The sequence below is a fragment of the Shewanella sp. SM101 genome (genome assembly GCF_025654465.1).
Classification (GTDB): Bacteria; Pseudomonadota; Gammaproteobacteria; order Enterobacterales; family Shewanellaceae; genus Shewanella; species Shewanella oncorhynchi.
Genome location: NZ_JAKKRH010000023.1, coordinates 36,165 through 56,821 on the forward strand (window position 1 = coordinate 36,165; position 20,657 = coordinate 56,821).

Consider the following 20,657-nt stretch of genomic DNA (forward strand, 5'->3'; position numbering starts at 1 on the left):
ATATAAAAAATGCCGCCCGAGTTTTACTTTGGCGGCATTTTTATTTGTGCTAAATAGCTTTTATTACTGTTTCTTTAAAATCAGATGACCGCTGATGGTATTCATCTTCACGTTGGCTGCACCAGAGCCTGTTTGGAATGATAACTCTGTGCTTGGTACATATTTTTGTTTTTGCGGTACATCTTGGGTTAAACCGTTGTTGATTTTTCCACCAGGACCACCATCTAAGTTGAAGCTTGCATCGGGAACATCATTAAAGATCACGGTAATATCGCCACTCACACTTTCTAAATTCGCTTTGTTGAAGTTTTTAGCGAGTGACACTTGTGAATCTCCGCTGACGGTTCTGAGCTCGATTTCCTTGGTGACACTAAAGTTAGCATTCACTTCACCTGAGACTTGTTCAATCGTGACTTTTTCTGCCTGAGTGTGGCTTTTTAAGTCACCGCTAACGAGGCGATAATTCATTTCTCCTTTACTGTCAGTGTCCTGAATCGTGCCGGATACGGTTTCTAATTTGATTTTTCCATCAAGTGCTTTGGTTGTGATATCGCCAGAGACTGTATGTAACTCAGGTTTACCACTTAAGTTGTTGGCGTTGATATTGCCGCTTACCGTATTCAAATCCAGTTCACCTTGAGTTTCGGCAACTTGCAGATTGGCAGAGATGGTATCTGCACTGAGTTTAACCGTTTTTGGGACTTTAATGGTGAGCTGTGATCCTTTGTCATTATTGCCATTATAGTGGCGAGGCATTTTGTCTTCGATATTGAGACTATTTCCCTGTTGCTCAAACACAAAGCCTTCGCTCAATTTATCTAATGTACCAGTGACACTCACTTCACTCTTGTCCCATGTTTGAATGGTCACATCACCGCGTTGGACTTTGATCTGCAGTTGAGTGTCGCTGCTGACACTTAACTGTTTATCAACGCTTTGTGCTGCTAACACATTGCCCATTAAGCCTAAACAGAGTGTCGAAACCAATAGGCTAGCTTTAGTGAGATTGCGGTTGCTCATAGGGTGTTTCCTTGTGTCGAGTTTCTAATGGGTAATTTTTGGCCCTGTTGTAATAGGTCGAGCTCACGCTGCTGCACCCAAAGCCAGAGTTGCCAAAGTTGTTTATCGGTTGGATTTGCTTGTAAAGCTTGGTAAATCTGTGTTGCCGCGAGCCTTAGCTCAGTTAAACCTTGCTCAACGGGTGCGCTGAAACTGCTCGTTTGCCACATTAGCGCATTTGGCGCCTGTTCTAGGTTGTCCACTTGCGTTTGGTGCGATGTTGCAATTTGGGTGAGTAATAAATGTAAGGCCGCATCTCCTGGTTGCTCTGGCATAGCTTGGTTCTGGGCAAGCTCTGTCTGCTGCATTATGAATGAGTTGAAATAGGGCAATTGGGTATATCCCAATGCCGCTAGAATAATAAACGAAGCCGCTATCGCCCAAGCGTGACTCTTCTGGGGTTTGTACGTTTGGGCTATCAGCGTTTTATCCATGCGTTTTTCAATGCCTTGCCACAGATCATGTGTAGGCGACATCTCTTTGGGCGCGCTATTGATCAATTGCTCAAGCTGTTGTTCACGGGAAAGCGGCGTTAACGTCATTACAGCATCTCCTGTAGTAGTTGCTTAGCTCTATGGTATTGGGTCTTGCTAGTGCCGACGGCAATGCCAAGTAAGTCAGCGATTTCATCATGTTGATAACCTTCGATTGCACAGAGTACGAAAACCATGCGAGCGCGTTCTGGCAGTTTGAAAATTAACTTATCTAATCCGCTATAGCTGCTATCAGAGCTTAAGGGCTCAGTTTCATGTTCCAGCGGAATAAATCGTGACCAAAAGGACTTTTGTTTACGAATGCTGCTCAATGCTTGATTGACACAAATACTGTGTAACCAAGTGGAAAACTGACTCTCACCTCGAAATTGTGGCAACTTCTGCCACACTAAAATAAAACACTCTTGGGTAATTTCTTCGGCCATAGCGCTATGGCCGCAAAGGCGCAGTGATAGGGCGTAAATACGTTGGTAATGGCTTTGATACAGCAACTTGAAGGCAGTTTTGTCTCCTTGGCTCGCTAAGGTGACCAGTTCAAAGTCAGACATTGAGCCATTGAGTGGGAGGATCCCTGCTGTCACTGTAATTTCCTGCCATAATGATTGAGTGTTGTAGTTTTGACGCTGTGGGCGCTACAAAAGGTTTGGAACCTTAAAAAATATATTTTATTTAGATCAATTATCCAGCGTAACATTTTTGTAATTTGTAGTAGAATTCTCCCGAAAAAGTACTGCTAAGCTAATGAAGTAATTCATTTTATATCAATTGATATTATGACACTTACATCTGCTTTGAGACGGTATATTTAACGTAATTAAAACGAAATACTTTGTAGTAACGGTAGGGTATCACCCTGAAGAACTAAGTTAAAAATAATGCGGTACTCACAGTATGGGAGCTTAAATCGACAAGCTATCAAAGTATTTGATGTGAACTTTTAATGTATTGCTATGTTTGCGCTGTTAAAGGCTTAATTTCCAGCTATCTTTTTAAGATAGATTATATATTCGGGGACTTTCTATGTTAATCCGCTCAAAGTTGTTACTCAGTGCTGCAGTGTCTATTTCGGCACTAATTGCCATGTTTGGATTACAACTCTATTCAAATTCGGTGAAATCGGAACTTTCTAACGCGGCTCAAAGTGTGCTTGAGTTAGAGCGCGATGTTTTGATGCTGCGTAAAAACGAAAAGGATTTCTTCGCTCGTAAGGATTTAAAATATGTCGAGCGGCATAAGCAAAGCCACATGGCAATCGACAGTATTGTCCCCGAGTTAGAGAGAGTGTTTAAAGACTACGGTATGTCGACGGCATCGCTTGAAAGTTTCGACAGTAATTTAAATCAGTATCAAGCCGCTTTCTCTGAAGTGGTGTTACTACAGCAGGAAATTGGCTTAACACCTAAAACAGGTTTGTACGGCACATTGCGCACTGCGGTACATAATGTTGAAACGCTACTCAAGGAATTTGATCAGCCCGCACTCGAAGTGGCTATGCTACAACTTAGGCGTAACGAAAAGGATTTTATGCTGCGTCGTGAGTTAAGTTATGTTGAAACCTTCGATACCAATATTGGTAAGTTTAATGACAAGCTTCATGCCTCGAGTATCGATATTGATACTCAACGGAAAATTGAAGAGCTTATTACTCAGTATCAGAAAGATTTCAAAAGCTTAATTAATAAGGAGCAGCAACTTGGTTTGACAGAGAAGGATGGCACTATGGCGCGTCTTATCGCTGCTAACCTACAAACTGAAAGTAGTGCGAATGACTTACATAACTTAGCACTTAAGGCCATTGATGATGCTGAGAGTAGTAGTGTTAATGTCGGTATTACTGTGTTTATCTTTATTGCGTTACTACTATCAATCATTACCTACTTGATTCTCCGCAGTATTATCGCGCCGGTTGAGCGTATCACGCAGATCATTTCTCGCATCGAAGTGAGTAAAGATCTGACATTGAGGTGCGATGCCTCCACCCAAGATGAACTTGGTGAAATTGCACAGCATTTCAATAGCATGGTGAGTAGCTTCCAACAGCTGATTGAGCAAGTGATTGAGTCGGTCGCAACGATTAACACTTCCTGTAAACGTGTTTCAGAAAATGCCATGCTCGCCTCCGAAGGTGTGGGCCAACAACTTAATGAGACCGACATGGTCGCAACAGCAATCACTGAGATGGGCGCAACGATTGAGGAAATTGCTAAAACAACCGAATTAGCGGCATCAAAAGCGGGTCAGACCCACGATAATGCCCAAAGTGGTCAATTAGAGGTTGAGCAAACGATACATAAAATCCAGTCACTTGCTGAGCAGTTGAATAGCTCAGCAGCGGTCGTTAACGAATTGGAACGTGACAGCGAGACTATCGGTAGCGTGTTAGATGTGATCCGCGGCATTGCTGAGCAGACTAACCTTTTAGCCTTGAATGCCGCGATTGAAGCGGCGCGTGCGGGTGAGCAGGGCCGTGGTTTTGCTGTGGTTGCCGATGAAGTGCGTAACTTAGCGATGCGGACGCAATCGTCAACCCAAGAGATTGCTAACATCATTCAAACCCTGCAGACGCGTACCCGATCGATTGTGCAATTGATGGAATCTAGCCAAAAACAAGGCGTTGAAAGCGCTGAACAAGCGGCAAGTGCTGGCGCTTTATTGAAGCTTATCAATAACGACGTGCGTAATATTATGGACATGAGTACTCAAATTGCGGCGGCTATTGAAGAACAAAGTATGGTGGCGGCCGAAGTGAACAAGAACGTGGTGGTGATCCGCGATATCGCTGAGGAGTCATCCCATGCGGCAGATGCAAATGCGTCCGCATCGGATGAGCTTAAGGCGCAGGCTGAGTTCTTATTCCGTGCGGTGAGTAATTTTAAAATCTAATGCGTAGAAGCCAGTTTACATCTGATGATCAGAAGCTGGCTTAAAAAATACACTAACAAAAACGCACTCCGATGAGTGCGTTTTTATGTCTGAGTAATTAGCTCTGCAAGCTTAGTGATTCGTTAAAACAGCAAGCTGTGCATTGGAACCGCTCAGATTAGTCAGAACGTTCAGTGACCGAACTGTTAGCGACGGAACTATTAGTGACGGAACATGGCAGAAATAGACTCTTCGTTGCTTACGCGACGAATTGCCTCAGCCAGTACCGCAGACATAGTTAACTGAGTTACTTTAGCCACTTTCAACATTTCTGGGCTTAAAGGAACAGTGTCAGTCACAATCACTTCATCAATCACTGAGTTAGCGATATTTTCAGCCGCTTTGCCAGAGAACACTGGGTGAGTTGCGTAAGCAAATACGCGGTTCGCACCATGTTCTTTTAAGGCTTCAGCCGCTTTACACAGAGTGCCGCCTGTGTCGATCATATCGTCAACGATAATGCAGTCACGACCTTGAACATCACCAATGATGTGCATAACTTGCGCAACGTTCGCTTGTGGGCGACGTTTATCAATGATCGCTAAATCAGAATCATCCAACAGTTTTGCTACTGCGCGAGCGCGAACAACACCACCGATGTCTGGAGAAACAACGACTGGATTATCTAAGTTCTTCGCTAACATATCTTCTAGCAGCACTGGGCTACCGAATACGTTATCAACGGGAACGTCGAAGAAACCTTGGATTTGCTCAGCGTGCAGGTCACAGGTCAGAACGCGGTCAACACCCACGCTAGACAGGAAATCGGCAACCACTTTTGCAGTAATAGGTACACGGGCGCTACGAACGCGACGGTCTTGACGTGCATAACCAAAGTAAGGAATAACAGCTGTGATACGGCCAGCAGATGCACGGCGTAGCGCGTCAACCATCACGATGAGTTCCATCAGGTTGTCGTTTGTCGGCGCACAAGTGGATTGGATGATGAACACATCGGCCCCACGTACATTTTCGTTAATTTGGACACTGATTTCACCATCGCTGAAACGACCAACCACTGCGTCTCCGAGTTTGCAAAATAGACGATCGGCTATCTTTTTAGCGAGACTGGGGGTGGCGTTCCCAGCAAAGAGCTTGATGTCGGGCACTGTATGAACCTCAGGCGTTTGCTTTATATTTTAGTGGCTAGAGTAACGACGATGTAGGGACGGGAGGAACCCGAGGCGTTATCGTTAAGTGGTTACTCTAGAAGAAAGTAGTTTAAGGGTGACTGAGTCGCGTGATGAGCGGCGAAAGATTCATCCCTTGTGCAACAAATCCTTGCATTTCAGACGGTAATTTCGCCAAGGCTGCGAGAGCTTGTTGCTTTTGTGTGAATTCCCCGAACACGCATGCGCCTGTTCCTGTCATTCTCGACGGCGCATATTCTAGCAGCCAGCCTAATGCCTTGGCAACTTGAGGGTATTTAGAAACGACTAGTTTTTGACAATCATTTGCCCAAGGTTGGTTCATTAAGGTATCTATGGCCAGTTTCGGGGTATCACGTGGTAAAAGTGGATCTTGGAATACTTCAGCGGTGGATACATGGGCATCGGGTGCGATGATTAAGTACCAAAGCTCACTCGGATTTACCGCTTGTAAGCGTTCACCTACACCTTCGGCAAAAGCGGCGAAACCATGAATAAAAACAGGAATATCGGCACCAAGTTTAAGGCCGATTTTAGCCAGTTCTTCGGTCGATAATTGGGTGTTCCATAATGTGTTCAGTGCCACTAAGGTGGTGGCAGCATCTGACGAGCCGCCACCTAAACCTCCGCCCATGGGTAGACGTTTATCCAACCAGATTTCGGCGCCGCCAGTAAAGCCTGTGGTTTGTTGTAATGATTTTGCGGCTCGCAGAATTAAGTTATCGCTATCGGCGACAACATTAGAGATATTGGAGTGCAAAATCAGTTCTGCGGTTTCAGTGACCTTAAAATCGAGCATGTCGCAGCAATCGATAAACTGAAACAAGGTTTGCAGTTCGTGGTAACCGTCGGCGCGGCGGCCATTAATGTGTAAAAACAAGTTGAGCTTGGCAGGCGCAGGCCAATTGCGGGAAATTGCAGCGGGCATGTTAAGGTTGTTCTCCGACTAAGATCGCGGGCTTGCCAAGAGCTTGCCATTGATTCAGTTGTAGTTTGAGTTGTAAGTCACCACGCTCAAGCTTTAATTGATGGGGCACGTTGGCGCCGCTCTGGGATTGCCAACTTAAAAATGTGACCTGCCAAGGCGGTGGGGTTTGAGTGTTCGTGAGCTGTTTGGGTTTGCCTTGGCTATCGCTTTCCAGTACTTGGTCATTCGGGCCAACTTGGCCGGTGATCCATAAAGGTAAATCGGCCAAGGGGATGGACCAACCGCTGACGCGCTCGAGTAAACGCTGGGCATTATCGTCGCGAAAATCTTTGCCATCGATATGTAAATGGGCAGAGTTTGAGGTTGAATTAAGCGTCAACACCGTTGTACCTAGCATAGTCGTGAGTGTGAGTTCATCGCGATCTTCACTGTGGCGCCAGTAGATATTGGCACTGAGTTTATCGTCGGGAGTTTTTATCGCTAGTTTTCCCTGTAATTCCCAAGCTTTGGCTTGGCGCGCATCATTGACTGTGATTGGGCTTAAGTCAGTCATCGGCGGCAAAGTTTCACACCCCGCCAGTAAGAGTAGGGCGCTTAAGGTAAAACAAGAGAAAATGGTTTTTGTGAGGCGCTTCAAATTATTCATCTATGACTGATATACCAAAGTCCTTATGATACGAGGGCTTGGAAAGAATACCAATGCCAAACGTAAAATTTCCATCGGCGGTCACTTAGATTTGCTCCCTTGGGACAAATTTTGCCTTACCTATTATTGATAGAAAATTTAGGTAAGAAGTTAGACCTTTATTCGGTTTTGTTAAGCGTATTCTGTTTTTAGTTGGGCCAATTCAGTAGAATGCCCTTATTAAGAGAGTCGCCAAGAATCTAGAAAGAGTCAGATGAGCCTTGTAGCAATCGGTATTAACCATAAAACAGCCACGGTAGACCTGCGTGAGAAAGTCGCCTTCTCTCCGGACAAAATTCATGACGCTATGAAGAGTCTGGCCAGTCGTACACGCTCGGGTGAAGCCGTTATTGTCTCGACCTGTAATCGCACTGAGTTGTATTGCAACAACGGCGATGAGGCCGATATTATTGCGTGGCTTGAAGAATATCACGGCCTAGATCATGAGGATGTAGCACCTTGCCTCTATAACTATCACGGTCAAGATGCCGTCAGGCATTTGATGCGCGTAGCCTCTGGGCTCGATTCTTTGATCCTTGGTGAGCCGCAGATTCTCGGTCAAGTAAAGCAAGCGTTCGTTAAGGCTAAAGAGGCTGGTACGGTTGCACTAACCATAGATAGACTTTTTCAGAATACTTTTTCAGTCGCTAAGAAAGTCCGCACTGACACTGAAATTGGCGCCGCCGCAGTTTCTGTGGCATTTGCCGCGGTAAGCATGGCGAAACATATTTTCTCATCAATATCGACCACTAAAGTACTGTTGATTGGCGCAGGTGAAACCATAGAATTGGTTGCGAAGCATCTTAAAGATAACGGTGTGGCTTCAATGGTCGTAGCAAATCGGACGTTAGAACGTGCCCAAGGCATGTGCGAGGAGTTTGGCGCAACAGCAATTACACTGGCGCAGATACCAGATTATCTCCCAAAAGCCGATATCGTGATATCCTCTACCGCCAGCCCTCTGCCTATCCTAGGTAAAGGCATGGTCGAAAAAGCGCTAAAGCAGCGTCGCCATCAACCTATGTTATTGGTTGATATAGCAGTTCCCCGGGATATTGAGCCGGAAGTCGCCGATTTGGATGACGCGTTTCTGTATACAGTGGACGACCTGCATAGCATTATTGAACAGAATATGGCTTCTCGAAAAGAAGCCGCCGAGCAAGCTGAAGTAATTACTGAAGAACAATCTTTCCTATTTATGGATTGGATCCGTTCTTTAGAGTCGGTCGACAGTATTCGCGAGTATCGCAGCCAGAGCATGGCGGTAAAAGATGAGTTAGTGGAACGCGCCTTGAATAAATTAGCCCAGGGCTCAGACACTGAGCAGGTATTGATTGAACTAGCCAATCGCCTGACCAATAAACTTATCCACGCACCGACACAGGCCCTCACGGCAGCGAGTCGTCAGGGCGATTTGAATACTCTCGGTCAGTTAAGATCAGCGCTTGGATTAGATAAAAACTAAGGTTAGCGAGTTAAATGAAGGAATCCGTTATCCGCAAGCTGGAAGGCTTGCTCGAGCGCAATGAAGAAGTCATGGCTTTGCTGGGTGATGCTAGCGTCATTTCTGATCAAGACAGGTTTCGTGCGTTATCGAAAGAATATGCCCAGTTAGAAGACGTTGTTGCTGGCTTTAAAGCCTATCAGCAAGCGCAGGCCGATCTCGATTCTGCCAAAGAAATGCTGGAAGAAGACGATGCTGAAATGCGTGAAATGGCGCAGGAAGAGATGAAAGCCGCTAAGGCCAAACTCGAGCAACTCGAAGACGAATTGCAAATTCTATTATTGCCAAAAGATCCTGACGACGATAAAAACGCCTTCGTTGAGATCCGCGCTGGTGCAGGTGGCGATGAAGCGGCTATTTTTGCAGGTGACTTATTCCGCATGTACAGCCGTTATGCTGAAGCAAATCGCTGGCAGATCGAAATCATGAGCTGTAACGAAGGCGAACATGGTGGCTTTAAAGAAGTGATCATGAAGGTCAGCGGTGAAGGCGTATACGGCAAACTTAAGTTTGAATCCGGCGGCCACCGTGTACAGCGTGTGCCAGAAACCGAATCCCAAGGACGTGTGCATACTTCAGCGGTTACTGTTGTGGTACTTCACGAAGTGCCTGAAGCGGAAGCGATTTCAATCAATCCAGCCGATCTGAAAGTCGATACTTATCGTTCATCGGGCGCGGGTGGTCAGCACGTTAACAAAACTGACTCAGCTATTCGAATCACCCATATTCCTACTGGGATCGTGGTGGAATGCCAAGATCAACGTTCGCAACACAAGAACCGTGCCCAAGCCATGAGTGTACTGGCCGCACGTATTCAAGCTGTTGAAGACGAAAAACGCCGCAGCGCCGAAGAATCGACCCGTCGTAGTCTGGTTGCCAGTGGCGATCGCTCCGAACGTGTACGTACTTACAACTTCCCGCAAGGCCGCGTGAGCGAACACCGCATCAACTTGACCTTATATCGCTTGAACGAAGTAATGGAAGGCGATCTCGATGCTATTTTATTGCCTCTGATGCAAGAGCATCAAGCCGATCAGTTAGCCGCACTGGCTGACGAGCAGGGGTAATTTTGTCAGATCAATCTAGCATAGCCGAAGCCCTGCAATGGGCTTATGTGCAGTTAGCATCAACCTCTGAATCCGCTCATCTGGATGCAGAGGTTTTGTTGTTATATTGCCTCAATAAAAGCCGCAGCTATTTGTATACTTGGCCTGAAAAATCCCTAACGGTTGAACAGTGGAAACGCTTCCAGCAAATGGTACAGAAACGCCAAAAGGGCGTGCCTGTGGCACATATTGTCGGTGAGCGCGAATTTTGGTCGTTGCCTTTTATCGTGAACGACACCACTTTGATCCCGCGTCCTGATACGGAAATTCTGGTTGAAACCGCCTTGAACATGCCGCTTTCCACCTACGCCAAAGTGCTCGATTTAGGCACAGGCACTGGGGCAATTGCGCTGGCATTGGCCTCTGAGCGTGAGTCATGGCAAATCACCGCGGTCGATAAAGTCGATGATGCCGTGGCTTTGGCTATCGCGAACCGCGAGAACTTAAAGCTGCCACAGGTCGAAATTCTCCAGAGTGACTGGTTCAGTGCCGTAAAGTCGCGGGATTTTGATTTAATCGTCTCAAATCCGCCCTATATTGATGAAGCTGACGAACACTTGCACCAAGGTGACGTGCGTTTCGAGCCCCAAAGCGCGTTAACCGCCGCCGAGGATGGCTTTGCCGATCTTTATTATATTGCCAACACAGCCCGAGATTACTTAAAGCCTAACGGCTATATCCTGCTCGAACATGGTTTTGAGCAGGCTGTGAAACTCAGAGCTAAGCTTATTGAACTGGGCTATGAGAATGTCGCCACAGTGCGAGACTTTGGCAGTAATGACAGATGCACTATGGGTAAATGGGCGGAGTAATAACTCTGCTTTAAGTGAAGATATTTACCTAGTTATGCCGATTTATCGAACGCCATTGGTTATTGCCAATGGCGTTTTTGTCTTCTATAGGGCGACCTTAAGTTGGTGTAAGGTGAAGATCCCAAACCTTAAATATCACAAGACTTTTACCATAAAGAATTTACTGCCGGTTTCTGGGTAGGCTGGTTGTATCCACTGCACGCGATAGTTGTGGCGCTCATAAAAGGGCTTAGCTTGAAAATCTAAGGTATCGAGTAGGGCAAATTGGCAGCCGCGTTCTTTTGCTTGGCTTTCTGCGGCTAACAATAAGTGCGTGCCGATACTTTGGTGTCTTAAAGAATCATCGACCCACAGATAATCGATTAACAACCAATTGCCGAAGGTTTTACCGCTGATCCCTGCTAACAGTTTACCTTCGGAGTCCTGTAGTTTGAGTCCGAGATTTTTACGGCTAAGCCCCTGCCATTGGACTTGGTTGAACTCGACAATTTTTTGTTTTACAGCGTCGGCGAACTCGGTTGATTCATCGTTAATTAAGCTTAAATTCATCGTCACTTCTCGTTTGATTTTTTATGATGTTAGCTCTGAATATCTAGGCTGATAGGCATTGGTATGCCGTCAAGGATTAGGGTAAACTAGCGCCTTTGTCACTGGCCATAAGTATCGTAATGGAAACTTTTTACAGTCTATATCCTGCGGTTAAACATCTGCATTTTACCTTTATCGCGTTGAGCGTGTTACTGCTTACCGTTCGCTTTGTCCTGCATCTGCGCCAATCGGCTCTGATGGAGAAGAAGCTGCTCAAGATAGCGCCCCATGTTATCGACACTTTCCTATTGCTGTCGGGCTTAACTTTGTGTTTTATGATCCAGCAATTTCCTTTTGTGGATCCTTGGATGACCGAAAAAATCGGTGCTGTAGTTGCTTACATTGTCCTAGGCGCCATTGCCATAAAAGCGAATAGAAACAAATTGTTCAAAGTGTTTGCTTACTTAGGCGCGATAGGTTGGTTGGTTTATGCTGCTAAATTGGCTCATTTTAAACAAGCGGTATTATTGGGTTAATGGGTAACTACACTCTGCAAGATGGCATTTCATTGCCCGAGTCGGCATTGGATGTAGGTGCGCACCTTGGATTTTCTAAACTTGAAGCCGCTAAATGGGCTTGGTTTGAAATGGCGGGAGCCGTATTAAGTCATTACTTGGTTGATCAACAACAGCGTTTTAATGCGCTGTTGCATTGGTTTTACGAGGATTTAGGTTTTTGTGTTCGTGAGAACTACTTCAGTACAGAGGCGGCAGATTTAGGTACTTGCTTAATTAGTCGCCAAGGTAATAGTACAACGCTGGCGACGGTATTGATGTTGCTGGCGAAGCAGTTAGATCTTGAACTCGAACCCATATTGCTACCTGGCAATACGGTGCTGCGTTGTAAGATTGGCGGTGAAGTGAGTTATTTGGATCCTTTAACGGGCAAGGAACTCACCCGTCACCAGTTGCACGTGTTAGTGCGCGGCGAGTTAGGTAATGCTGCTGAGCTTAAGGCGAGTTACTTAAAGCCTGCAACGGTGAAAAAACTGCTGACGCGTATGCTGCATGAGCTCAAGGCGGGTTGCATAGTGTCGCATCAATTTGAGGCAGCGATGGAGTGTTGCAGTCTGCTATTGCAATGGCATGTTGACGATGTGCATTTGAATCGTGAGCGGGCGTTTATTGCACAGCAGTTGGGTTGTATTAATGTGGCCGCCGCCGATCTGCAGCATTTTGTTGATAATAGTCCTCACGATCCCGTGATCGAGATAGTGAAGATGCAGCTCAAAGAATTAAACGAACACGCCGAGGTTTATCACTAAAGCAGAGCCTTTCGGGGCTCTTCTTATTTATTCAACTTTTATTAACGAATTCAATCCGCAAAAATAATAACACTGGGCAGATGGAAGTTTGACCCAGGGACTTAAAAGTTAAGTCTCTAATAAAAATAATAACTGTATCAACAGGGAGAAATTAGCATGACAAGCACGGCTTTAGTGACGAACGATGCCACGGCGTTAGGAATACTCGCGACAATTCTAGGTTTTGTATTTTATACCAGTAGCAGTAGTCATCCTTTTTGGCAGAAGTTTTATCGTTTTATTCCCGCCCTTTTATTGTGCTATTTCTTGCCATCGTTATTGAATACCTTTGGGGTAATCGATGGTAATACCTCACAACTGTATTTTGTAGCATCCCGTTATTTGCTGCCAGCTTGTTTAGTCTTATTGATTTTAAGCGTTGATTTAAAAGCTATTTTAAGTTTAGGGCCGAAAGCTTTGATCATGTTTTTAACTGGCACTGTCGGTATCGTTATCGGCGGCCCTATCGCCTTGTTGCTGGTGTCGGTTATTGAACCTTCTTTAATTGGGGTCGATGGCCCCGATGCGGTATGGCGTGGTATGACGACCTTAGCGGGGAGCTGGATTGGTGGCGGCGCAAACCAAGCTGCAATGAAAGAGATTTATGACGTGGGCGGTAATATTTTCTCTGTGATGGTGACAGTCGATGTGATAGTCGCCAATATTTGGATGGCAGTGCTGCTGTTTCTGGCCTCAAAAGCGAAAGAGATCGATGCTAAAACCGGTGCGGATACTTCTGCTATTGAAGCGTTAAAAGATAAAGTTGAAAAGTATCACGCTGAAAATGCACGCATTCCTAATCTGCGCGATCTTATGCTGATTGTCGCTGTAGGCTTTGGTATCACAGGTATTGCTCATATCGCCGCTGATTTTCTGGGGCCATTTTTTGAAGTGAACTATCCTTGGACCGCAGATTACAGTTTAACCTCTAAATTCTTCTGGCTAGTGGTGATAGTCACAACGATTGGTTTGGCGATGTCATTCAGCCCAGTGCGTCATTTAGAGGCGGCGGGGGCATCAAAAGTGGCTTCAGCCTTCCTTTACATCTTAGTTGCGACCATTGGTCTACATATGGATGTGAGTAAGGTGCTCGATACGCCATTGTACTTTTTAATTGGTATTGTGTGGATGATCGTTCACGCAAGCTTTATGTTACTGGTGGCTAAGCTGATTAAAGCCCCGTTATTTTATATGGCCGTAGGCAGCCAAGCGAATGTGGGTGGCGCTGCGTCAGCCCCTGTAGTTGCGGCGGCATTTCACCCCGCTTTAGCACCCGTGGGCGTACTGTTAGCCGTATTAGGTTATGCGTTAGGAACCTATATGGCATGGATTTGTGGTCAAATTTTACAGTTAGTTGCGGTATAACCGCCTTAGCTCCTATTCACCGCTGGGAAAGGTTCCAGCATTTTAGAGAGAAGTTGCGATGAGTAATAAAATCATAAACCTAGGTTCAATCGAGATTGCCAACGATAAACCTTTCGTGTTGTTTGGTGGCATGAACGTGCTTGAGTCTCGCGATCTCGCTATGTCGATTGCTGAAACCTACGCCGAAGTGACTCAAAAGCTGGGGATCCCTTATATATTTAAGGCGTCTTTTGATAAGGCGAATCGTTCTTCGATTAACTCTTACCGCGGTCCAGGTATGGAGGAAGGTTTAAAGATTTTTGAAGAGATTAAAAAGACCTTTAATTTACCTTTGATCACCGACGTGCATGAAGTGCATCAGTGTGCGCCAGTGGCAGAAGTAGTTGATATTATTCAGTTACCTGCATTTCTAGCCCGCCAGACAGATTTGGTTGTCGCGATGGCAAAAACTGGCGCTATCATCAATGTGAAAAAGCCACAGTTTTTAGCACCACATGAAATGCGCCATATCATCACTAAGTTTAACGAAGCGGGTAATGACGAGATCATCCTGTGTGAACGTGGTTCAAGCTTTGGATATAACAACTTAGTCGTTGATATGTTGGGTATGGACGAGATGAAGCAATCTGGCTATCCGGTGATTTTCGATGCGACCCATGCGCTGCAACGCCCTGGTGGTCGTGCAGATTCAGCGGGTGGACGTCGCGCACAGGCAACCGAGTTAGCGCGCAGTGGTATGGCGCTGGGTTTAGCGGGTCTATTTATTGAGGCGCACCCCGATCCTGATAACGCTAAGTGTGATGGCCCATGTGCGCTGCCTTTACATCAGTTAGAAAATTATCTGAAGCAAATGAAAGCGATCGACGATTTGGTGAAATCCTTCGAGCCAATCGATACCAGTAAGTAATCGCAAGCTAAGACTTAATGAATTAGTGACTTAATCCCAAAGCCTCGACTCGTTCGGGGCTTTTGTTTTTCAGTTGAGGAATGTGATTGGTATAGCCCCGTAGCTATCTGAAACATTAATGTTTTATGATGGGCTTTGCCTAACAATCTTGTTTTTATAGCCGACCAGATTCTTTACGGAATACCTTTATGTGGATCTTACTCACTTTGCTGGCGGCATTTATGCAGGCTTGGCGTAATGCGTTTCAAAGCCAGCTGAGTAAAGAAGTGAGTGTTGCGGGCGTGACCTTAGCGCGTTTTATTTGGGCTGGGCCGATTGCCGCCGTGTATCTGGCGAGCTTATATCTTTGGCAGGATGTCGGAATCCCCGATTTTAGCGATCGTTTTATCGGTTTTATTCTCGGAGCATCGGCGATGCAAATCCTCGCGACGGGCTTGATGGTGAAATTGTTCAAGCAACAGAACTTTGCCGTTGGTGCTGGGCTAGCCAAGAGTGAAGCCGTGGTCGCGGCTGTGTTAGGCACAGTGTTTTTTGGGACGCATTTATCCCTTTTAGGTTGGTCGGGAGTGTTGTTGGGTGGTGTGGCAATTTTTCTCATGAGTGCCAAACAAGGCCTGCGAAGTCTGTCGCTCAATACAGTATTGATTGGTTTGGCTTGCGGTACTTCGTTTGCGCTGACATCGCTTTGGGTACGAGAAGCGAGTTTATGTTTGAATGTGGGTTTCCCCCATAGCGCTGCTTGGGTGCTGTTATTCGTGATTAGTCTACAGACCTTAGTGTTAGTCAGTTATCTGTTACTTAAGGATAAATCCACACTGGCCGCGTTATGGCAGCGACCTAAGCTAACCTTACTCACCAGTACCGCCAGTTGTTTAGGTTCTATCGGTTGGTTTAGTGCTATGTCGTTGCAGGCTGTGCCCTATGTTAAAACCTTAGGCCAAGTTGAAGTTTTCTTTATGATCTTGATTGCCACCTTTTGGCTGAAGGAAAAAGTAAAGATAAAAGATATGCTAGGGTTAGTCTTGATCGCTATCGCCGCTATTTTGGTGATGTGGGAATAGACTAAATTAATAGAAGGTATGCTGGTTTTTTAGACTAAAATAGAACTCGATTCAGTGTATTTATATCAAGCAAACATTCGCTGAGATACAAATATACACACGTCTTACTCCATAGATTTTGATACTATTTTTAACCGAGCGCTGTGTGAGTTAAGGATATATGCGAAAAAAGTTAGCAAAATTAAATCTGCCATTATGGCAATGGCTGGCAGTCATATTGTTTCCAATTGGAATTGCTGCTGTTGCAAGTTATCTCTCTGCACAGTATTTTGTTGAAGATAAAGTCAAAGGTGTGGGGGCTATTTATGTAGATCACATAGATACTTTGATCTCTCATGCCGATGAAATCAGCCATTATGCATTGGCATTGAAGGATTCTGAGTGTCAAGAGTTATACAACTATATGTTGTTCCAACCTTACTTTCGTTCAGCTTTAATATTTGATTCACAACGCGTTTATTGCTCATCTAAAACCGGTGATATTGATATTCCCTTGAGCATTGTTAGTGTTACCGAAAATCTTGAAATATCTAATCAGTTTATTACTGCGGGCACGCCTTTTATGCCTGAGGTGCCCGCGATAGTGTCATCTAAATGGGACCCTAAATCTAAACACGGCGCCGCTGTGATCATTGAAGGGAAATATTTAGTAGATTCCTTTGTACAGCCCGATGTGTTTCCCAGCGCAGTTATCAATGTCGCTTTATCCATCAATGGAAAAACGATTCCAGAGTCACTCGGATTTATCAAAAATGAGGTAATGACTTTAGATTCTGATGAGCACAATTTTTCAGTGTTACTAGAAATGTCACCTGCTTTTTTTAGGCATTTTTTTTGGATATTTTTTGCCATCTCATTACCCTTTAGCATTATTTTGATTACGGGTTCTATCTTGTTTGTGCTCTATTCACGGTTATCTCGTCACTCCCTTGCTGATGATATTCGTAGCGGGATAGAGAACGAAGAGTTCTTTTTGGTTTATCAACCTGTGATCTGTGCTGAGGACGGCAAGGCCAAAGGAGTCGAGGCATTAGTGCGTTGGCAGCACCCACAAATGGGCTTAGTACGGCCTGATTTGTTTATTCCTATCGCCGAAGAGAGCAAGTTGATTGTTCCATTGACCAATTATATCTTCGAAAAGGCATTAAAAGATTTTGCTAATATGAAGGTTGAATCGGGCTTTAGAGTCGCGTTCAACGTGGCGCCAGAGCATTTTACCCAAGATGATATCGAGTCGAAATTTATTCATCTGCGGGATTCTTTGGATCGTATTGGCGTTAAGCCTTTAATCGAAATCACCGAACGGCAATTATTAACGCCGGATATTTGCCAGCGCATTGAAAGCTTACGCCAGTTGGGGATTTTAGTGGCTATCGATGACTTTGGTACTGGGCAAACAACCTTATCTTTGTTACAAACCATGCCATTAGATTACTTGAAAATCGATAAATGCTTCATCGATACCATAGGGCAGGATTCCGTGACTTCCCACGTGCTCGATACCATTATTGAGCTCTCCCATAAGATGAATTATGTGGTGGTGGCTGAAGGGGTTGAAACGCAGGAGCAGGCAGACTATTTGACCAGTCGCCAAGTCCATTTTTTACAAGGTTATCTCTTTGCTAAGCCGATGAAGTTGGCGGATTTAAAGTTATGGTTAGTCGAACATTTCAAAAAGTAGCATCATGACGTAAGTCAGCCATCAGGGCGCCTTGGTGCCCTTATGGCTATTCAACTGTCTTAAAACTAAAGGTTCTGGCTCGAGGTTCTGATTAAAGGCTATAACCCGTTTCTTCGTGTTCCGATAAATCTAAGCCGTTAACTTCTTGTTCTGTGCTGACGCGAAGGCCGCCAAGTAGCTTACGGATGATCATAAACAGCAACCAAGTGACCACCGCAGTATAAGTGAATGTCGCCGCAACCCCGATAATCTGTACCCCAAGTTGGTCTATCATAGTGTTGTTCATAGTCGCAAAACCGTAGCCGCTAAAGACGCCTAATTGGGTCGAACTAAATACTCCTGCCAAAAGGGTACCAAGAATACCGCCGACACCGTGCACGGGGAAAACGTCTAAGGAGTCATCGATTTTAAGTTTCTGTTTGATATAAACCGTTGAGTAAAAACACACGATTCCACCGAGTAAACCTATGACTAAGGCGCCTGCTGGGCCAACATAACCTGAGGCGGGAGTGATAGTGCCTAAGCCGGCTACCATACCTGTGACTATGCCAAGGGCGCTGGGTTTACCAAACTTAATCCACTCAATTGCCGCCCATGTCATCGCGCCCATAGAAGCGGCGAGATGAGTGGCTAGAATCGCCATGGCTGCGGTGCCATTAGCGCCGAGCGCACTACCACCGTTAAAACCGAACCAACCCACCCACAGCATGCCCGCACCTGTGACAGTCATCGTCAGGTTGTGCGGCATAATGGCCGAGTTTAAAAATCCTTTACGTGGACCTAGCACTTTAGCGGCCACGAGCGCAGCAACCCCTGCGGTGATATGCACCACGGTTCCGCCCGCGAAATCATACAGTCCTAGCTGTGCTAACCAGCCACCGCCCCAAACCCAGTGGGTGATCGGCGCATAAACCAGTAATAACCAAGCACCTGAAAAGATAAGCACAGCTGAAAACTTCATTCGCTCGGCAAAACCACCGATGATTAAAGCTGGCGTTATGATGGCAAAGGTCATTTGAAATAGCATAAACAGCGGCTCTGGAATATCTCCGCTAAGACTATCGCGACCAATGCCAGACAGTAATGCTTTACCTAAGCCACCGATAAATCCATTACCTGTATCGAAGGCGAGTGAATAACCTATAGAAAACCATAAAACGGAGGCAAGGGCGGCGATCGAGAAGCATTGCATCAAGATCGAGAGCACGTTCTTGCTGCGCACTAAGCCGCCATAAAACAAGGCTAATCCGGGTAAGGTCATCAACAATACCAGCGCGGATGAGCTTAAGATCCACGCAGTATTTGCGGCGCTGAACTGACCCTCATCGGCGACAGCATTGGTCGCCAACATACTGAATAATATCAATAGATATTTAAAACTGAGTCTGAAGTTCGCTAGCATCATAGGGCGTCCACTCCTTCTTCCGAAGTGCGAATGCGCACGACTTGTTGGAGTTCGGTCACAAAAATTTTGCCATCGCCGACTTTGCCCGTATGGGCAGCGGCAATAATGGCTTCGATGACGGCTTCTTCTTGATCTGAGTGAATGGCGACTTCGAGCTTCATCTTAGGCAAAAAGTCCACTGCGTATTCGGCGCCACGATACAATTCTGTATGGCCCTTTTGGCGGCCAAAGCCGCGCACTTCAGTAACAGTCATGCCATGGACGTTCAGCTGAGTTAAGGCTTCACGTACATCGTCTAATTTGAACGGTTTAATGATTGCAGTGACCAGTTTCAATTTTCTCTCCAACAAACTTCAGGCTCAATTTATTGGAATAAAGCAGGAATCAGGCCATATAAACAAAGCATTTATTATCATTGTGTTAACATTCAGTCGCACCGAAACTGCATGAAAGGTTGATGCAAAACGGTGCAAGACAGAGTTTAATCGCCCTGAATTGGTGCGTTTTATTGGTGCAAGCTAAGTGTTGCTGACAAGTATCAGTGCAGATAGTGTCGAGTGGATATAAAGCGAGGGGAGTCAGCGTTTTAATGCGCTGTATGAATGTGAGAAATTAACGCGTGATTTACAGATTACTTTTATTAAACAGCAGATTAAGCTTAGGTTGACTAGGCAAGTTTTCATCGCTTAAACGGCTAACTGTTTGACTCGCGCCCAAAGCTCGGCATTGACTGGCGCACTTAAACCGTGCGCTTGTGCGCGCTCACAGATATAGCCGTTAATTTGGTCAATCTCGGTTCGCCTTTGATGCGCAATATCTTGGTGCATCGACGAGAAGTTCCCCGCAGTGAGACGGATCACTTGGTAGACCCTATCGTGCAAAAAGGATTGATCAAGCGACACACCATCATGTGCGGCAACCATGACTAACTCATCGAGAATACTATTTATCATGCCACTAAAATCTGGCTCAGCCAGTTTGCCATTGGGGCATTGATATAACGCCGTAAGCGGATTAATGGCGGCATTGACCGCAAGTTTTTGCCACAGGCAAGGCACAATCGCATCGACCCATTCACTGTTCGGAATGGCCGCCAGCAAAGCGTTGCGATAATGCTCTGTCAGCTCTGCGCCTGTGAAATGCCCCAGCTGAGTTAGCCCTTGTCCGGTTTGCTTAATCTGCCAAGCGGCTTGGCGTAACACCCCTTGGGATGTTGTCCCTAAGCTTAGCCCTCTGTCATCAGCTTGCGCGTCAATTAGCGGCGCTAGGGCTAAATGAGGTCCCATTCCATTGTGTAACAACAAAATGTGGCATTGTCTGGGCAGTTGGTTAAGTAAGGGCAAAAGTGCATCGAGCACTTGATAGGCTTTGACGCAGACAATCACGAGGCGGATATTATCGAGCGCATTGGCCGCTAAGATAGGTACAGAATACTGGAGTGCGTGTGTTTTCTGTTGATTATCATTGGCCGGCGCTAATGGAGTGACGCTAAGTGTCTGCTGTATAGATACAATTGAATCGCGGCCGATAAGAGCAACACCCATGCCCGCTGTAGTCAGTTGGTGGCAAATAAGCTGCCCAACGGCACCAGCACCTAAAATCGCAATATCCACCACGCGATTTATGTTCACAGCATGAGTCATATGTGTAGCCTTAAGGTATCGGTCATCAGTACCAGCTTGAAGCGCC

At 45.7% G+C, this 20,657-nt stretch carries 20 protein-coding genes; 10 read left to right on the forward strand and 10 right to left on the reverse strand.

Annotated elements, in window-relative coordinates:
• Positions 1-63: 63 nt before the first annotated feature.
• From L5M38_RS13855 to L5M38_RS13865, 3 genes are read right to left on the reverse strand one after another with little or no spacing between them, the layout of a single operon-like run.
• Complete coding sequence (locus L5M38_RS13855) at positions 64-1,020, reverse strand: DUF4097 family beta strand repeat-containing protein (RefSeq protein WP_263179464.1); 957 nt, start codon at positions 1,018-1,020, stop codon at positions 64-66.
• Positions 1,017-1,601 carry an anti-sigma factor gene (locus tag L5M38_RS13860; protein WP_131523738.1) on the reverse strand — a complete coding sequence of 195 codons (585 nt, stop codon included), beginning with the start codon at positions 1,599-1,601 and terminating at the stop codon, positions 1,017-1,019. Before L5M38_RS13860 ends, L5M38_RS13855 begins: the two co-directional genes overlap by 4 nt.
• Positions 1,601-2,134, reverse strand: a complete 534-nt coding sequence (locus tag L5M38_RS13865; protein WP_105250152.1) for an RNA polymerase sigma factor — start codon at positions 2,132-2,134, stop codon at positions 1,601-1,603. Before L5M38_RS13865 ends, L5M38_RS13860 begins: the two co-directional genes overlap by 1 nt.
• Positions 2,135-2,573: 439 nt before the next feature.
• Between L5M38_RS13865 and L5M38_RS13870 the strand changes: the two genes are divergently transcribed.
• On the forward strand, positions 2,574-4,436 hold the full coding sequence (locus L5M38_RS13870) for a methyl-accepting chemotaxis protein (protein ID WP_263179465.1): 1,863 nt from the start codon (positions 2,574-2,576) through the stop codon (positions 4,434-4,436).
• A 200-nt stretch (positions 4,437-4,636) separates the two neighbouring features.
• Here L5M38_RS13870 and L5M38_RS13875 read toward each other — a convergent pair whose 3' ends face one another.
• The 3 genes from L5M38_RS13875 to lolB all read right to left on the reverse strand — a co-directional run bounded on the left by L5M38_RS13875 (position 4,637) and on the right by lolB (position 7,197).
• Positions 4,637-5,584, reverse strand: coding sequence for a ribose-phosphate pyrophosphokinase (locus L5M38_RS13875; protein ID WP_006080255.1), 948 nt, complete (start codon positions 5,582-5,584; stop codon positions 4,637-4,639).
• A 112-nt stretch (positions 5,585-5,696) separates the two neighbouring features.
• Positions 5,697-6,551: a 4-(cytidine 5'-diphospho)-2-C-methyl-D-erythritol kinase gene (gene ispE / locus L5M38_RS13880; RefSeq protein WP_263167590.1), complete on the reverse strand. Its 855-nt coding sequence runs from the start codon at positions 6,549-6,551 to the stop codon at positions 5,697-5,699.
• Position 6,552: 1 nt separating this feature from the next.
• On the reverse strand, positions 6,553-7,197 hold the full coding sequence (gene lolB / locus L5M38_RS13885) for a lipoprotein insertase outer membrane protein LolB (protein ID WP_263167589.1): 645 nt from the start codon (positions 7,195-7,197) through the stop codon (positions 6,553-6,555).
• A 253-nt stretch (positions 7,198-7,450) separates the two neighbouring features.
• On the opposite strand from lolB, the gene hemA reads away from it, so the two are divergent.
• Genes hemA through prmC form a run of 3 tightly spaced genes read left to right on the forward strand, consistent with a single transcriptional unit; the run spans position 7,451 to position 10,658 of the window.
• Positions 7,451-8,701: a glutamyl-tRNA reductase gene (hemA, locus tag L5M38_RS13890; protein WP_028761678.1), complete on the forward strand. Its 1,251-nt coding sequence runs from the start codon at positions 7,451-7,453 to the stop codon at positions 8,699-8,701.
• 14 nt (positions 8,702-8,715) lie between these two features.
• On the forward strand, positions 8,716-9,807 hold the full coding sequence (prfA, locus tag L5M38_RS13895) for a peptide chain release factor 1 (protein ID WP_113939045.1): 1,092 nt from the start codon (positions 8,716-8,718) through the stop codon (positions 9,805-9,807).
• 2 nt (positions 9,808-9,809) lie between these two features.
• Complete coding sequence (gene prmC / locus L5M38_RS13900) at positions 9,810-10,658, forward strand: peptide chain release factor N(5)-glutamine methyltransferase (RefSeq protein WP_263179466.1); 849 nt, start codon at positions 9,810-9,812, stop codon at positions 10,656-10,658.
• Positions 10,659-10,793: 135 nt separating this feature from the next.
• Here prmC and L5M38_RS13905 read toward each other — a convergent pair whose 3' ends face one another.
• Positions 10,794-11,207, reverse strand: a complete 414-nt coding sequence (locus tag L5M38_RS13905; protein WP_263179467.1) for a GNAT family N-acetyltransferase — start codon at positions 11,205-11,207, stop codon at positions 10,794-10,796.
• Between the two features lie 119 nt (positions 11,208-11,326).
• On the opposite strand from L5M38_RS13905, the gene L5M38_RS13910 reads away from it, so the two are divergent.
• From L5M38_RS13910 to L5M38_RS13935, 6 genes are all read left to right on the forward strand, one after another.
• A complete protein-coding gene (locus tag L5M38_RS13910) occupies positions 11,327-11,722 on the forward strand; it encodes a SirB2 family protein (protein ID WP_006080263.1) in 396 nt (131 codons plus the stop codon).
• Positions 11,722-12,510, forward strand: coding sequence for a SirB1 family protein (locus L5M38_RS13915; protein ID WP_105250146.1), 789 nt, complete (start codon positions 11,722-11,724; stop codon positions 12,508-12,510). The genes L5M38_RS13910 and L5M38_RS13915 overlap by 1 nt, the downstream gene beginning before the upstream one ends.
• A gap of 156 nt (positions 12,511-12,666) precedes the next feature.
• Positions 12,667-13,914 carry a DUF819 domain-containing protein gene (locus L5M38_RS13920; RefSeq protein WP_105250145.1) on the forward strand — a complete coding sequence of 416 codons (1,248 nt, stop codon included), beginning with the start codon at positions 12,667-12,669 and terminating at the stop codon, positions 13,912-13,914.
• 58 nt (positions 13,915-13,972) lie between these two features.
• Positions 13,973-14,821 (forward strand): 3-deoxy-8-phosphooctulonate synthase, encoded by an 849-nt coding sequence (kdsA, locus tag L5M38_RS13925; protein ID WP_105250144.1) that lies wholly within the window; start codon positions 13,973-13,975, stop codon positions 14,819-14,821.
• A gap of 188 nt (positions 14,822-15,009) precedes the next feature.
• Positions 15,010-15,882, forward strand: a complete 873-nt coding sequence (locus tag L5M38_RS13930) for a DMT family transporter (RefSeq protein WP_219250387.1) — start codon at positions 15,010-15,012, stop codon at positions 15,880-15,882.
• 160 nt (positions 15,883-16,042) lie between these two features.
• On the forward strand, positions 16,043-17,563 hold the full coding sequence (locus tag L5M38_RS13935) for an EAL domain-containing protein (protein WP_263179469.1): 1,521 nt from the start codon (positions 16,043-16,045) through the stop codon (positions 17,561-17,563).
• A 91-nt stretch (positions 17,564-17,654) separates the two neighbouring features.
• Here L5M38_RS13935 and L5M38_RS13940 read toward each other — a convergent pair whose 3' ends face one another.
• From L5M38_RS13940 to L5M38_RS13950, 3 genes are all read right to left on the reverse strand, one after another.
• Positions 17,655-18,968, reverse strand: a complete 1,314-nt coding sequence (locus tag L5M38_RS13940; protein ID WP_263179471.1) for an ammonium transporter — start codon at positions 18,966-18,968, stop codon at positions 17,655-17,657.
• Positions 18,965-19,303: a P-II family nitrogen regulator gene (locus tag L5M38_RS13945; protein ID WP_006080270.1), complete on the reverse strand. Its 339-nt coding sequence runs from the start codon at positions 19,301-19,303 to the stop codon at positions 18,965-18,967. Before L5M38_RS13945 ends, L5M38_RS13940 begins: the two co-directional genes overlap by 4 nt.
• A 351-nt stretch (positions 19,304-19,654) precedes the next feature.
• Entirely contained in the window at positions 19,655-20,611 is a 957-nt protein-coding gene (locus tag L5M38_RS13950) for a ketopantoate reductase family protein (RefSeq protein ID WP_263179473.1), read from the reverse strand.
• Between the last annotated feature and the right edge of the window lie 46 nt (positions 20,612-20,657).

Coding starts and splice junctions, on each gene's coding strand:
- L5M38_RS13855 (WP_263179464.1), bottom strand. CDS start 1,020: ATGAGCAACCGCAATCTCACTAAAGCTAGCCTATTGGTTTCGACACTC.
- L5M38_RS13860 (WP_131523738.1), bottom strand. CDS start 1,601: ATGACGTTAACGCCGCTTTCCCGTGAACAACAGCTTGAGCAATTGATC.
- L5M38_RS13870 (WP_263179465.1), top strand. CDS start 2,574: ATGTTAATCCGCTCAAAGTTGTTACTCAGTGCTGCAGTGTCTATTTCG.
- ispE (WP_263167590.1), bottom strand. CDS start 6,551: ATGCCCGCTGCAATTTCCCGCAATTGGCCTGCGCCTGCCAAGCTCAAC.
- lolB (WP_263167589.1), bottom strand. CDS start 7,197: ATGAATAATTTGAAGCGCCTCACAAAAACCATTTTCTCTTGTTTTACC.
- hemA (WP_028761678.1), top strand. CDS start 7,451: ATGAGCCTTGTAGCAATCGGTATTAACCATAAAACAGCCACGGTAGAC.
- prfA (WP_113939045.1), top strand. CDS start 8,716: ATGAAGGAATCCGTTATCCGCAAGCTGGAAGGCTTGCTCGAGCGCAAT.
- L5M38_RS13905 (WP_263179467.1), bottom strand. CDS start 11,207: ATGAATTTAAGCTTAATTAACGATGAATCAACCGAGTTCGCCGACGCT.
- L5M38_RS13910 (WP_006080263.1), top strand. CDS start 11,327: ATGGAAACTTTTTACAGTCTATATCCTGCGGTTAAACATCTGCATTTT.
- L5M38_RS13915 (WP_105250146.1), top strand. CDS start 11,722: ATGGGTAACTACACTCTGCAAGATGGCATTTCATTGCCCGAGTCGGCA.
- L5M38_RS13920 (WP_105250145.1), top strand. CDS start 12,667: ATGACAAGCACGGCTTTAGTGACGAACGATGCCACGGCGTTAGGAATA.
- kdsA (WP_105250144.1), top strand. CDS start 13,973: ATGAGTAATAAAATCATAAACCTAGGTTCAATCGAGATTGCCAACGAT.
- L5M38_RS13930 (WP_219250387.1), top strand. CDS start 15,010: ATGTGGATCTTACTCACTTTGCTGGCGGCATTTATGCAGGCTTGGCGT.
- L5M38_RS13935 (WP_263179469.1), top strand. CDS start 16,043: ATGCGAAAAAAGTTAGCAAAATTAAATCTGCCATTATGGCAATGGCTG.
- L5M38_RS13940 (WP_263179471.1), bottom strand. CDS start 18,968: ATGATGCTAGCGAACTTCAGACTCAGTTTTAAATATCTATTGATATTA.
- L5M38_RS13950 (WP_263179473.1), bottom strand. CDS start 20,611: ATGACTCATGCTGTGAACATAAATCGCGTGGTGGATATTGCGATTTTA.